Raw genomic sequence first — 12,968 nt, forward strand, 5'->3', positions numbered from 1 at the left:
ATTCGAGAGGCAAACATGTCGACAATCACCATCATCGGCGGCCACGGAAAAATAGCGCTCCTTACGGCACCGCTGCTCAACAAGGCGGGCCACACGGTTCGTTCGGTCATCCGCAAGGAGGAGCAGTCGGCCGATATCGAGGCAGCGAACGCGACGCCGATCGTCGCCGACGTCGAACAGCTCGGCGCTGACGACATCGCCGAGGTGCTGGCTGGCAGTGACGCAATCGTCTGGTCGGCGGGTGCTGGCGGAAGCGGTGAGGACCGCACCTGGGCGATGGATCGCGACACTGCCATCCGGGTGATGGGTGCTGCCCAGAAATCGGGTATCCGCCGCTTCGTGATGGTGTCCTACTTCAATTCCCGCCTCGTCGACGGCGAGGTTCCCGGTGTTGAGAAGGGCGATGGAATGTACGCCTACTACAACGCGAAGTCGCAGGCAGACGAGCATCTGCGCACGAAGACCGATCTCGACTGGACGGTCCTCGGGCCCTCGGTCCTGACCCTGGAACCCGCGACACATTCGATCACCGTGGACAGCTCCGGGGAGACCCGCGATCTGGAGGTGCCCTCGACGTCTCGGGAGAACGTCGCTCATGTCATCGCTGCGGCCCTCGGTGAGCCCGCTGCTATCGGCAAGACGCTCAACTTCCACGACGGTGACACTCCGGTCGCCGAGGCGGTCGCTCAGGGGGTCTGAGACCTGACCGTTCCCCGGTCACCCCGGCAGCAACTCCCGCGGGTCTTCGCCCGCCGCAATCCTCGCCAACATCAAAGACTTGGGACTGGCCTCGCGGGAGGCGGCTGCTGCCCTGCTGGAGAACTACGAGCCGGTGCGACCGGCTGGAGAGGCTCGCTGCCACGCGGTGAGGGCCTGACGGCGAGTTTGCTGCGAGATTCAGACTGAGCTCAGTGTCGAGTGCCCTGTGGCGAGAAGACGTCCGGGATGGCTCCGCGTTTGCCACCCGCTACGCCGGCGTACTCGCCTTCAGACAGTCCCCTGCTCTGAATTGATCAACGAGTTTCGACCCCATCTCCCACCCGTCGGTCATATTCTGCTCTCACATGTGGGAATTCTCTGCGCGATTCTGAAAGTAATTACATTCGATCTATTGCAATGACATATATCGGTGACTAGGGTCACAGTATGGCCGCAGCGAAGCACCTGGAAATCCGCGAGAGCATCGAATCCGACATCCACCGCGGAATCTATGAGGTCGGTCAGAAGCTGCCACCTGAACGCGAAATCATGGAACGCTTCGGGGTCAGCCGAAACCCGGTCCAAAAGGCTATGAGCGCGTTAGTCGAGGCTGGTTTGGTGACCAGGCGGCGAGGTGCAGGCACGGTAGTCGCCTCTGCAGGCCTAAGAAGCAACCTGCTCAGGATGATGGACCCAACGCTCACAGGTCCCGAACTCGACGGCGACCACCGCGTTCTCAATGTGCAAGTCTCCTCTGCGGAGTCCTTCGATCTGAGCCGGTTCGTGTTCGATCACGGTCAGCCGACTGCCTTGCTGACTCGCTTGAAATTGAGCGGCGAGGGCGCACCCTTGGCTCTCGAGAGGTGCGTCATCAATTTGGTTCACGCACCTGAACTTCTCTCCCAGAATCTCGAGTCGCTGACGACCATCGCCTATTACAACTCTTTGGGGCTTGGGATTCGCCGCGCCAACACAGTGCTCACAGCGGTACATCTGAGCTCGAGTGATGCCGGAAATCTGGAGATCTCCACAAAGGAGCCAGTGATTCGACAGGAACGCACAACACATCTGCTTGACGAGTCCGTCGTCGAAGTTGCCGAGTTCCTCATCCATCCGCACAACATGACCTTGGAGGTCAGCCAAATTGACAACAGTTGAGAAGCAGAAGATCGCCGTCATCGGAGCCGGCATCATCGGCACGATGTCGGCATGGCAACTGGCCAAACGCGGATTCGATGTCACCGTGTTCGAACAATGGAACTCTCCCAATGACCGCGGAGCCTCCGCCGGTGAGTCCCGCATTTTCCGGACCATCTACAAAGAGGGACCACAATACGTTCCGATCCTGAAGAAGTCGCACGACTTGTGGCAGGAGTTGGAACACAACCAGTCCTCGCAGGTCTTGCAGATGTGCGGCGGGCTGATGATCGGCCACCCCGATCAGGCAGATGTGGCCGCCGTGATCTCATGTGCGCAGTCAGCCGATCTCGACCATCGGGTCCTCGATGCCACCGACATGTCAGCAGAGTTCCCTCAGTACCGACTTGACGACGATGAGGTCGGGGTCTTCGATCCGGCCTCCGGGGTCTTTCGTCCAGAGGCCGCCGTCCTGTCCGCACGCAAGGAAGCCGAACGCCTCGGCGCCGTTTTCCATCCTTATACTCGCGCGCTCAACATTCGCAGCCACAGCACCGCTGTCATGATCGACACTCAGAACGGGGCCCAAGCCTTCGACAAGGTCGTGGTGTCGACAGGACCATGGGCAAATGAGCTGACGGGCTTTGACCATAAGGTCCTCACACCTCAGCGCTTGGTCGCACTCTGGTTCCTGGCCAGGGACGTTCCGCTGCACGCTCCCGAGCACATGCCGGTCTCCATCCGACGCCACGCCGAAGGCGGATTCTCCTGCTTCCCGGCCCTCGACGGATTGTCCGTGAAGATCTTGCCCCATCACCTGGCCTGGACGGAACTCGACACCGTCGAAGACCTACCCCGGTTCATCGAACCCGATTTCGTCAGGGCCGCAGAACGCGCTGTGGCCCGCCTGATGCCCGGGCTCGAACCGATCCCTATCCGTGTCTCGACGTGGACCGAAGGCTTCACCGTCGATGAGACACCGATCCTCGGCCCGATCGATGCCGATCCTCGCATCATCCTTGCCGTCGGCATGTCCGGCCAGGGATTCAAGTTCTCTCCCATGATGGGATCCATCGTCACCGACATGGTGGAATCGGGCACATCGGCCGACACTCTCGCGGCCATGGATGCGAACCGATTCGAGGGGAGCCGATCATGAACCTGGGCACTACCCTCCTCATCTCTCTCACTGCTGCCCTTGTCATCGGCATCGGCGCGTTCATCTCCTTCAGCGTCGCGAAGAAGGCGAACTCCAATGACTCCTGGGTCGTCGGGGGCCGGAACCTCCCGCTCTACGTCATCGCTTTCACGCAATATGCCACGGCAGTCGGTGGCGGTGTCCTCGTCGCCCACGTTGGAATCGCCTACGCTTGGGGCTTCTCCGTCTTCTGGTACGAATTGTTCGTCGTCGTGGGCATGCTCATCATCTCGCTGTTCGCAGGATGGCTGCGCCGTCGTACCTTCTCGACCATCCCCGAGGTCTTCACCAGGCTCTACGGGGAACATCGGCTCATGCTCACCCTCGTCGCGCTCGCCGTGATTGTGGTCCCTTTCGGCTGGCTGACCACCCAGTTCATCGCGTTCGCGAATCTCTTCAACGCGGTGACCGGCATCGGCATAACACCGCTGATCATCATCATGGCCATCGTCAGCATCGCCTTCGTTCTTCCAGGCGGACTGACCTCGGTGGCCTGGTCGGACTTCTTCTTCGGCGTGTTCATGGTCATCGCATCAATCGTGGTCGGCGGCTATGCCATTGTCCGGGCTGGCGGCCCCTCCACCATCATGGAGAATCTTCCGGCGGATCTCATCACGATGCCTACGGGGCTGACCGCGGCCGGTGGAATGACAATTCTTCTCTGGCTGTTCGCAATCCTGCCCGGGACCCTGACGAATCAGCTCTACTACCAGCGAATCTTCGCCGCGAGCAGTGTGAAGCAGGCACGCCAGGGAATCTATCTCAGCAGCGCCCTCATCGCAGTCTCCGGCGTCTATGCCCTCATCATCGGTCTGTCAGTGCGCAGCATGACCGACCAGTTCGGCATCGACGGAAGAGAAGGGGCCGCCGGCTGGTTCCTGTCCGAGCTTCCGCTCTGGTTGATCGCGATCTATGGAGCCTTCTTGATGGCGACCATCGTGTCGACCACCGGCTCGGCACTCCATTCAGTCGTCGTTAACCTCGTCAACGATCTCCGACCTGCATTTGTGAAAACGAAGGACACGGCGTCCGACCTCGTCAAAGTCTCGCGGTGGTCGACAGTCATCGTATCCGCATTGGCCGCCGTTCTCTCCATCGTTTATCCGTCCGCTCTGAATTGGCTGGTCGCCACCTATGCATATTCGGCCGCCATGCTTGCGGTTCCGTTCCTCTTTGGAATGGTGCTGGCGAACAAATGGGTCATCCACGTGTCCGTCGGGTATTTCTCGATGCTCGCCGGGCTCCTAGCCTGCGCGATCTCGCAGATCGCCTCCACTACTATTCCGTACGCCGTCTTCGGCATCCTAGGAAGCCTCGTCGCCTACCTCGTCATGCTTGCCATCAGGAAACCACAACGTCGAGCCATCAATGTTCAAGGAGTCACCTCATGAAAACACTCGTCATCGGTGCAGGAGTCCTGGGGCTCGTCACTGCATGGAACCTGCAGAAGGACGGTCACGATGTGACCATCGTCGACAAGGTCGGAAAGTACGCGGGAGCCAGTCATCGATCATTTGCCTGGATCAATGCGAATCACAAGCTCCCGGAGTCCTATCACCGCCTCAACGCCGCAGGCGTTGAGGCTCACGAGCGACTCCAGGAGGAGCTGGCGGAACATGGCAGGTGGTTCCACCAGCTCGGATGCATTCTGTCCGATTCCACGCAGGACGCGAGCGAGAACTACGCGGCCCGAGCTCAGGAATCACAGGAGTTCGGGTACCCGGTCGAATCAGTCGATCGGGCCCAGCTGGGTGAGTTGGAGCCCGAAATCAAATGGCCCAACGACACCGCACTGTTCTTCCCAAAAGACGGGCATCTGGACAACTTCACGTTCGGTGATCTGGTGCACCGCCTGCTCACCGAGTCCGGCGTGGACGTCCTCATCCGCGAAGTTGGGAGCATCAACACGACCCCCTCGTCCGCAGACGTCGCATTCGTCGATGGAAGCACCGAATCGTTCGATCAAGTGGTCATAGCCGCGGGTGCGGAGTCCGGGCCCATCGCGCAGCGCTCGGGCATGACCCTGCCGGTCGCTCCGTTGGACTCCCCCGGGCCGCGCACCCACAGTCTCCTCGGAATCACCACCCCCACCGAGGTGGAGCTCGGTCGCGTCGTCATCTCCGACCGCATCAATGTTCGGCCCCGAAGCGACGGCAGCATGTTCGTCCAGATTCCTTCGGTCGAGCACCGGACTGAAGAGGGCGAGAGCCCAGACCTGCTGGAAGAGATCCGAGTGGTGATGGAAACGTCACTGAAGGAGCTCTTCGGAACCCCTGTCCCCGTGGAAGAAGTGATATTCAGCGGTCGCAGCTTCCCAGAGGATGGATTGAGCATCGTCGGCTACCTCGATGACTCTCACCGGGTCTATTCGCTGGTCACTCACAGCGGCATGACCTTGGGCCCACTGCTGGGACGGCTGGTCGCCAATGAGCTCAACGGCGGGCAGGAAGAGCTGCTCGATGAGTTCCGCCCGTCCCGGTTCCGCAACGGGGTCGTTCCGGAGACGCCTGATAACTTCATCGGCCGACAGTAGGAGGCTGCCAGTTGAGTCCGACGCGAGTCTGGCGCCGCCCGGATCAGGGCAGCGCCAGACTGTTTTCACACCGGCAGCTTCTTCGTAGAAGCCAAGAGAACAGTCACGAAGCTGCGAACCGGTTCAGCGCGAACGGTCTGAGCTCTCGTGGCTTCTCACCAGTGGTCAGCCACTGAGCGACGAGGGTGCCCACAGCCGGGGAGATTGCGAAACCGTGGCCGCTCCACCCGGTGCTGAAATGGATTCCAGGATGGCCAGGGACCTCATCGATAATCGGGACTCCATCGACGCAGAGTGAATCTGCTCGTGAGGCATCGGTCATGACAATCTCTGCGTCGACGAATTCTTCGAACAGCTCGGCAGCATCGGCGACAGACATCTGGGCGGTGATTTCACGGGGATGACCTTCATCCGCGGAGTAGTCCCAATCACCGGTACGACCTCCAGAGAGCATCACCTGACCGTCTCCGATCGTCTTTGCCGCGAACGGCAGCGAATGGTGGGACAGCAGGTGGGAGAAGGTGAATCCGGACCGGGTCCGCACCGGCGTCATCTGAGGATTGAAGCGAGTGATCGGCAGATCGAGCCCGAATGATTCTCGCAACAGCGTGCGAGAATAGCTGTTCGCGGTGACCAATACCTGCGCGCTTTGATGGACGTCTCCGCCACTAGTGGTCACTGTATAGCCGTCACCGTCAGCGGCGATGGCGACGACTTCTTCATTCTCACGAACGTCTGCCCCGAGCCGCGCGGCGGCAGCTGCATAGCCGCGGGTCACCTCGGTGTGATCGCCTACCCCATCCTTAGGACTGTAGATGGCCCCGGCTACGGAGGACGCGGCTCCCGGCTCAAGTTCGTCTAAACCTTCCCGGTCGAGGAGCTCCGTGGGGATTCCAAACGAGGACTGGACCGCGATCCGGGTTTCGATCTGCTCGCGCACACTTTGGTCACTCAGATCTTCGTCGCTCAACAACTCGAGTCCGCCGAGACGCTGGTAGCCGGGTTCGATCGAGAGCTCAGCATTGAGATCCGGCCATAGGTCATAGGCCAGGGCCATGAGTGGGAGTTCACGAATATCTCTGTTGTTTGCGCGAACACCGCGGTATCCGACTCCACCTGAAGCTCCAGAAGCGACTTGGTTTCGTTCGAGGAGGAGTACCCGCTTGCCTAGTTTGGATAGATAGTAGGTGGCGGCACTGCCGTGGACACCGGCACCGATGACAATGTGGTCGAATTCCATATTCGTTTCTCTTTCTTTGAGGGTGAATTGGTGAGGAGCTGCGACTTTGTCCCGCTGCCGCGGAGAACAGCGGACGACCGCTGGGATCAGTGGATACGTGAGATGAACTGTCGGGTGCGTGCTTCGACAGGGTGCTCGAGCACAGATGTCGGATCGCCGGTCTCCACGATCTTCCCGTCGGCCATGAACACAACGACATCGGCGACCTCTCGTGCGAAGCCGAGTTCATGGGTGACCACCAGCATCGTCATTCCTGATGCAGCGAGTTTCTTCATGACGACAAGAACGTCATCGACCAGCTCGGGGTCCAGCGCCGAGGTGGGCTCATCAAAGAGCATGACTTGTGGATCCAGCGCCAATGCTCGGGCGATTGCCACTCTCTGCTGTTGGCCCCCGGACAGCGACGACGGATAGGCATCGCCTTTCTCCCCCAACCCGACACGGGCCAGGAGGTCATCAGCGGTAGTCGTGGCCTCGGTGCGCGAGCGCTTGAGGACGTGAGTCTGGGAGAAGGTCACGTTCTCTCTCACCGTCATATGCGGAAAGAGGTTGAACTGCTGGAAGACCATTCCCACCGCACGCCGCTGCTTCGCAGCCGCATACTCGGATAGCTTATGGAGTCCGTCCTTCTCACGCCGGTAGCCGATGTATTGTCCCGCCGTTTTGATTGAGCCGGAATCGATGGGCTCAAGATGGTTCACACAGTTGAGCAGTGTGCTCTTGCCTGATCCGGAGGGTCCGATGATGCACACAACCTGTCCCTTCTCGACCTGGAGTGAGACATCCTTGAGCACTTCGTTTGAGCCGAATGACTTCGATACCCGGCTGATGTCAACGAGGGGAGTGTGGGCGTTCCTGCTCGATCCGACGTCATCCACGGTTGTAGTGTTTTTCAATGTAATGCTGTCCAATCGAGAGTAATGAAACAATGACCAGGTACCACAGGGTTGCGACTATGAGCAGTGGAATGGTCTCGAAGTTTCGCGAGTAGATGAGTTGGGCCGAGTACAGGAGATCTGCCAGCGCGATCGTGGACACCAATGCCGTGTTCTTCACCATCGAAATCAGCTCATTGCCGACCGGTGGAATGATCACGCGCATGGCCTGCGGGAAGATGATCCTGAAGAATGAGAGCATCGGGGTCATGCCCTGCGCCTTGGCCGCTCGCCGCTGACCATCAGGCACTGAGTTGATTCCGGCTCGCATGACCTCGCCGGTGTAGGCCGCCTGGCTGAGACCGAACCCCAAGATCGCTGCGCTCCACGGTGTGATGATGTCGTTGGTGTTCCAAGCGAAGAGCTCCGGGCCGAAGGGAATGCCGACGACGATCGAGCGATACAGCGCCGCGAAGTTGAACCAGAAGATCAGCTGCACGAGCTGTGGAATGCTGCGGAAGAACCAGGTGTAGAGCCAACTCACCGACTGCAGGACCACATTGTCTGAGAGCCGCATCACTGCCAGAACGACACCGAGGATGATGCCGATGGACATGGCCACCGAGGTCAGCAGCACCGTCCTTCCCAGTCCTTCCAAGATCTGAATGTTGAAGAAGTACTGTGCGACGACGGGCCATCCGAAGTTCTCGTTTCCGAACACGGAGACGGCTGCGAACATCGCGATCACCACGAGGAGGCCGGCGAACATCCACGAGAGTCGAGTCTTTCGGCGATGGATCGCCAGTGGTTCTGGGAGTGCCTTCTGTGGAGTCTGAACTGCAGTCATGGGCGCCTACTGGTCCTTTACCTTGGGATTGACGACAGCCTCATCGATGATGCTGTCTGGGATTCCCCACTTGTTCATGATCTTTTCGTAGGTTCCGTCCTCGATGAGGGCGTTCACGGCGTCAGCATAGGACTGGGAGAATTCGGAGTCCTTCGACAGCGCCCCGCCCAATGGGTACGGCTGAAGATGGTGGCCCACGATGTCGGCTTTGCCCTTGCTGACCTTGACGAAGTAGTTCATCGACGTCGAACCGCTCCAGCTGACGTCGGCACGGCCACTGAGCATGGCAAGATTGGCCTTCGTCCCATCGTCGTAGACCTGGATTGCTATGGGCTCCTTGCCTTCGGTGGTGCACTTCTTCGTCTGCGCCTCGGCGAATTCCTGTTGGCGGGAGCCGCGTGTGATGCCGATTGCCCTTCCGCAGAGTGCGCTGATGTCCGGGACCACGGTGTCGGAGTCGCTGGGTGCAGCGAAGGCCTGATTGCCCAGCCCTGTCGCCACCTGATCGATCTTCTTCATGCGTTCGTTCGTGATGCCGATCTGACCGAAGGCAATGTCGTAGCGCTGAGCTTGCAGCCCGGGGATGATCGAATCGAAGCTGATCTCGGAGAATTCCGGGTTCAGGTCGAGCTTGTCCGTCGCAGCTTTGGCCACATCGACCTCCCATCCCACCAGGTTGCCGAATTCATCTTGAAATACGTCGGGTGCGCTTCCCACTGCAACGGCGATGTTCAGTTTCCCCTTGTCCTCGATCGGATCAGGGAGGTCACGGACGAGCTCTTTGTCTGCACTGACGTCGAAGGTCTGTTTCGGCACCGGATTGTCTTCCACGCCGATGCCGCAGGAACTGAGCAGAATACCGGAGAGGACAATGATCGATCCCACCGAAATCTGACGCTTGAGGGTAATCGACGGTAGTTTCAAGGTACCTCCTCGGCTGGTGGGCACCGTTGCTCACCGGGTAATGTAGTAGAACATACATCAAGAACGGCGCGTGTATCAATGGTTACATCGGAATCCTTTTCGACCCGAGTCACCCGGCTCGCCGGAGCGCTGACGCCAAATCAGCTCAAGGCAGCCCGATATTTTCGGCAGAACGCCACTATGACGCTTACTTCCTCGACGAGTCTCATAGCGAGCAAGGTCGGGGTCAGCACCGCCTCGGTGATTCGAACGGCCCAGTCTTTGGGGTATGCAGGTTTTCCCGAGCTCAAGCAGGCCCTCGCCGACGAGCTCAGCGACACCGGCACGGAACCTCGCAAGCTCATCGGGCGCCGGGTCAGCGCTCGCCAAGCGGGACGCAACAGTCTGATGTCGGTGATTGAGGATTCGATCACCACCCTGGATGAAGCGACCACGACGATCGACCGGACCGTCTGGGATGAGGCGGTGGGAGCGCTGGCAGGGGCGTCCGAAACCTTCACCTACGGTGTCGAGGAAGCAGGACATCTCGCCGAGATCTTCGCTCATCACATGCGAACATTCGGCTTCAAGGCTCAGGCCAACCGGCACACGGGCCGCTCTTTGGCACCGTTCGTGACTTCTCTTGGGGCCGACGACTGTATTGTGCTCTTCGCGCCGCTGCGTGTCTTCCCGGAGATCAAGGAGATCTTCGCCTATGCGAAGGACCGCAGCATTCGAACGATCCTTGTCACGGAGATCGTCGACACCTCGTTCGCAAACGACGATTCGCTCGTGCTGGCAACACCGAGCACCGTTCTCACCGACACGGAGAACATCATGGCACCGCTGGTCGTTGCGTTTTCCCTTGCCCACGATGTCGCCAACCGCAGTTCCTCAAGCTCGATGGATGCCTACAACGAGATGGTCGAACGCCGCGAACGTCTCTGAACGCCTATCCCGGCAGCAGACCCCGCAGGTCTTCGCCCGCCGCAATCCTCGCCAACAGCGCTGGCTCTCCACGATCGGAGGCCAGCGCCGCCTGAAGGATTTCGTCTCCCGGTCCTGCAGGAGGAAGAACCAGCACACCCTGACGATCGCCGAGCACCAGGTCACCCGACTTCACCATGACGCCGTCGATGTCGACCTCACAATCGAGTGCATCATCGCCGAGGCTGCCGGTGCGTTTCGTCGTCCGAGCTGACAGTCCCGTGGCGAAGACCGGAAGCTTGTCCTGCACGATCCGCAGCGCGTCGGCGTCGGTGACGGGGCCGTCGACGACGATGCCTGCGGCACCCTTCGCGATCGCTGCAGCCGCAGTGACCGCCCCGACCGGGGCGTGGCTGCCACTTGCGACCCGGATGACGAGGACGTCACCTGGGTTCAGTCCGTGCAGTGCCCGGTTGACGGCGAGAGCATCGGGTTCGCGCAGGTCGAGAGTTCGGGCCGGACCGACCATCTGCGGTCCTTCGTTGATCGGGACCATGCGCGGAGTGCAGAAACCGTCCTCGAGGAAGTGACCGAGCGTCGGCAGCTCGACCTCCCGGAGTGCCTCGATCAATTCAGTTGAGATCGCAGCGCTCATGCAGCCCCACCCTTGGCTTCGGACAAATCTCCCAGGACCGCCACGCATTCGACCTCGAGAGAGATGTCCCAGATCGCGACGCACACGGTGGTCCGCGCCGGCTTCGCCTCATTAAAGAATTCGGCGTAAACAGTGTTGAAGGGATCGCGCTGCTCGGGAGATGTCAGATAGGCGTTGACCTTGACGACCTGGTCAATCCCGCTGCCCGCCTCGTCAAGGACCGATCGTAGGTTGGTCAGACATGTTCTCACCTGGTCTTCGAACGCTTCTGGGGTGACACCGTCGGCGCCGAAGGGCACCTGCCCGGTGGTGAAGACGAACCCATTGGCGACCACCGCCTGTGAGTACGGACCGATGCTCGGGGCCAGCCCCGGCGCGGTCTCGATGTGACGGATCATCGGTTCTCCACCCCCACCTCGGCGGACGTGCCGCTATCGACTCTCGCCTCGGCGGTATCCGCCTGGTCGATGCTCTGCAGACGGTTTTCGGTGAGCAGGAACAGGGCGATGAGGGACAGGACCGCGGAGCCGGCGATGTACCAGGCCATCGAGTCGGACTTGCCGGTGACGTCGAGCAGCCACACGGTGATCGCGGGGGTGATGGCCGAGCCCAGCAGGCCCGAAAGCATGTAGGACACGGACAGCCCGGAGTAGCGGATCTTCGCGCCGAAGAGCTCGGCGAGGAAGGTCGCGATCGGGCCGTAGTTCGCGCAGAATGCGATCATCATCAGCCCGTAGGCGAGGAATACTGCGGCGGCGTTTCCGGTGTTGATGAGCCAGAAGAACGGAAAGGCGAGGATCACTTCGCCGGCGATTCCTGCGGCGATGATCGGGCGCCGTCCGACCTTGTCGGAGAGACGACCGAAGACCGGGATGAAAATGAGTCCGACGATGCACGCGACGAGGACGACCCAGAGCATGAAGTTACTCGACAACCCCTTCTCCTGGGTGCCGTAGTTGACGCCGGAGGCGACCATGAGCGTGAAGGTTGACCCGGTCGACAGGGTGGCGATGCCGCCCAAGATGACGGGCTTCCAGTAGTGGCGCATGAGGTGAGCGAAGGGCAGTTTGGCCTTCGCCCCCTGTTCGCGGACCTGCTGGAAGCTCGGGGTCTCTTCGATGTTGAGGCGGATGTAGATGCCAACGGCGACAAGCAGCACGGAGGCGATGAACGGAACCCTCCAGCCCCAGGAGATGAGCGCTTCCTCGGACACGAGACCGGTGACGATGAGGAAGGCGAGGTTGGCCAGCAGCGTACCCACGGGGACTCCCACCTGGACCATCGACCCGTACCAGCCTCGACGCTCCTCGGGTGCGTGTTCGACGGTCATGAGAACCGCTCCGCCCCATTCGCCACCGAGTGCCAGCCCTTGGATGATGCGCAGGGTGAGCAGGATGAACGGTGCGGCGATGCCGATCGTGTTGAAGTCGGGGACCAAACCGATGGCCAGAGTCGCACCACCCATGACGAGGAGGGAGACGAGCAGCATCGACTTGCGTCCGAGGCGGTCGCCGAAGTGTCCGAACAGGACCGCTCCCACCGTGCGCGCAAGGTAGGCGGCGGCGAAGGTGAGGAACGCGAGGATCGTACCCAAAGCCGGTGAGAGCTCGGGGAAGAACACCTGATTGAACACCAGCGCCGAGGCGGTGCCGAAGAGGAACAGGTCGTACCATTCCACGGTGGTGCCGATGACGCTGGCGGTCGCGATCTTGCGCATCTTCGCGCGATCGAGGCGAGCGCTGGCGGCTGTGCCGGTGCCCGGGTTGTCGACGGATCCGTCGTCGGTGCGAGTTGGCGAACTCATGGTGGTGCCTCCAGAAGTGCAGATGAACAGGGTTGAAAGTGACTGTCATCACTCTTCCCTGTGCGCACTTCGGCGACAATGAAATTTCACACCAGTGTCGTTGCCGAAATTGTGTATTTGCACATTTGCGGTGTTGGGCCGCCCTTGTGC

13 protein-coding genes are annotated in these 12,968 nt (G+C 60.5%); 6 read left to right on the forward strand and 7 right to left on the reverse strand.

Features of this window, described 5'->3' with window-relative positions; translation table 11 throughout:
- The first annotated feature begins 15 nt into the window (after positions 1-15).
- The 5 genes from HX613_RS16315 (at position 16) to HX613_RS16335 (ending at position 5,567) form a co-directional block, all read left to right on the forward strand.
- Positions 16-699, forward strand: coding sequence for an SDR family oxidoreductase (locus HX613_RS16315; protein WP_235346284.1), 684 nt, complete (start codon positions 16-18; stop codon positions 697-699).
- A gap of 447 nt (positions 700-1,146) precedes the next feature.
- Positions 1,147-1,857, forward strand: coding sequence for a GntR family transcriptional regulator (locus HX613_RS16320; protein ID WP_235346285.1), 711 nt, complete (start codon positions 1,147-1,149; stop codon positions 1,855-1,857).
- Positions 1,844-2,995, forward strand: coding sequence for an N-methyl-L-tryptophan oxidase (gene solA / locus HX613_RS16325; protein ID WP_235346286.1), 1,152 nt, complete (start codon positions 1,844-1,846; stop codon positions 2,993-2,995). Before HX613_RS16320 ends, solA begins: the two co-directional genes overlap by 14 nt.
- On the forward strand, positions 2,992-4,425 hold the full coding sequence (locus tag HX613_RS16330; RefSeq protein WP_235346287.1) for a sodium:solute symporter family protein: 1,434 nt from the start codon (positions 2,992-2,994) through the stop codon (positions 4,423-4,425). The genes solA and HX613_RS16330 overlap by 4 nt, the downstream gene beginning before the upstream one ends.
- A complete protein-coding gene (locus HX613_RS16335) occupies positions 4,422-5,567 on the forward strand; it encodes an NAD(P)/FAD-dependent oxidoreductase (protein ID WP_235346288.1) in 1,146 nt (381 codons plus the stop codon). The genes HX613_RS16330 and HX613_RS16335 overlap by 4 nt, the downstream gene beginning before the upstream one ends.
- A gap of 103 nt (positions 5,568-5,670) precedes the next feature.
- Here the strand turns inward: HX613_RS16335 and HX613_RS16340 are convergent, their stop codons facing one another.
- From HX613_RS16340 to HX613_RS16355, 4 genes are all read right to left on the reverse strand, one after another.
- The gene (locus tag HX613_RS16340) at positions 5,671-6,807 is read right to left on the reverse strand and encodes an NAD(P)/FAD-dependent oxidoreductase (RefSeq protein ID WP_235346289.1); all 1,137 of its coding nucleotides are present in this window, start codon (positions 6,805-6,807) and stop codon (positions 5,671-5,673) included.
- Between the two features lie 86 nt (positions 6,808-6,893).
- Positions 6,894-7,685, reverse strand: a complete 792-nt coding sequence (locus tag HX613_RS16345; RefSeq protein ID WP_235346290.1) for an amino acid ABC transporter ATP-binding protein — start codon at positions 7,683-7,685, stop codon at positions 6,894-6,896.
- A complete protein-coding gene (locus HX613_RS16350) occupies positions 7,678-8,529 on the reverse strand; it encodes an amino acid ABC transporter permease (RefSeq protein ID WP_235346291.1) in 852 nt (283 codons plus the stop codon). The genes HX613_RS16345 and HX613_RS16350 overlap by 8 nt, the downstream gene beginning before the upstream one ends.
- A gap of 6 nt (positions 8,530-8,535) precedes the next feature.
- Positions 8,536-9,453 carry an ABC transporter substrate-binding protein gene (locus HX613_RS16355; RefSeq protein WP_235346292.1) on the reverse strand — a complete coding sequence of 306 codons (918 nt, stop codon included), beginning with the start codon at positions 9,451-9,453 and terminating at the stop codon, positions 8,536-8,538.
- Between the two features lie 78 nt (positions 9,454-9,531).
- Between HX613_RS16355 and HX613_RS16360 the strand changes: the two genes are divergently transcribed.
- Positions 9,532-10,380 carry a MurR/RpiR family transcriptional regulator gene (locus tag HX613_RS16360; RefSeq protein ID WP_268826974.1) on the forward strand — a complete coding sequence of 283 codons (849 nt, stop codon included), beginning with the start codon at positions 9,532-9,534 and terminating at the stop codon, positions 10,378-10,380.
- 4 nt (positions 10,381-10,384) lie between these two features.
- Here the strand turns inward: HX613_RS16360 and HX613_RS16365 are convergent, their stop codons facing one another.
- The 3 genes from HX613_RS16365 to HX613_RS16375 are packed head-to-tail and all read right to left on the reverse strand — an operon-like array spanning position 10,385 to position 12,818.
- Complete coding sequence (locus HX613_RS16365) at positions 10,385-11,014, reverse strand: RraA family protein (RefSeq protein WP_235346294.1); 630 nt, start codon at positions 11,012-11,014, stop codon at positions 10,385-10,387.
- Complete coding sequence (locus HX613_RS16370; RefSeq protein WP_235346295.1) at positions 11,011-11,412, reverse strand: RidA family protein; 402 nt, start codon at positions 11,410-11,412, stop codon at positions 11,011-11,013. Before HX613_RS16370 ends, HX613_RS16365 begins: the two co-directional genes overlap by 4 nt.
- Positions 11,409-12,818, reverse strand: coding sequence for an MFS transporter (locus HX613_RS16375; protein WP_235346296.1), 1,410 nt, complete (start codon positions 12,816-12,818; stop codon positions 11,409-11,411). Before HX613_RS16375 ends, HX613_RS16370 begins: the two co-directional genes overlap by 4 nt.
- Positions 12,819-12,968: the final 150 nt, after the last annotated feature.

It is taken from the genome of Brevibacterium sp. UCMA 11754, assembly GCF_021532275.1.
Classification (GTDB): domain Bacteria; phylum Actinomycetota; class Actinomycetes; order Actinomycetales; family Brevibacteriaceae; genus Brevibacterium.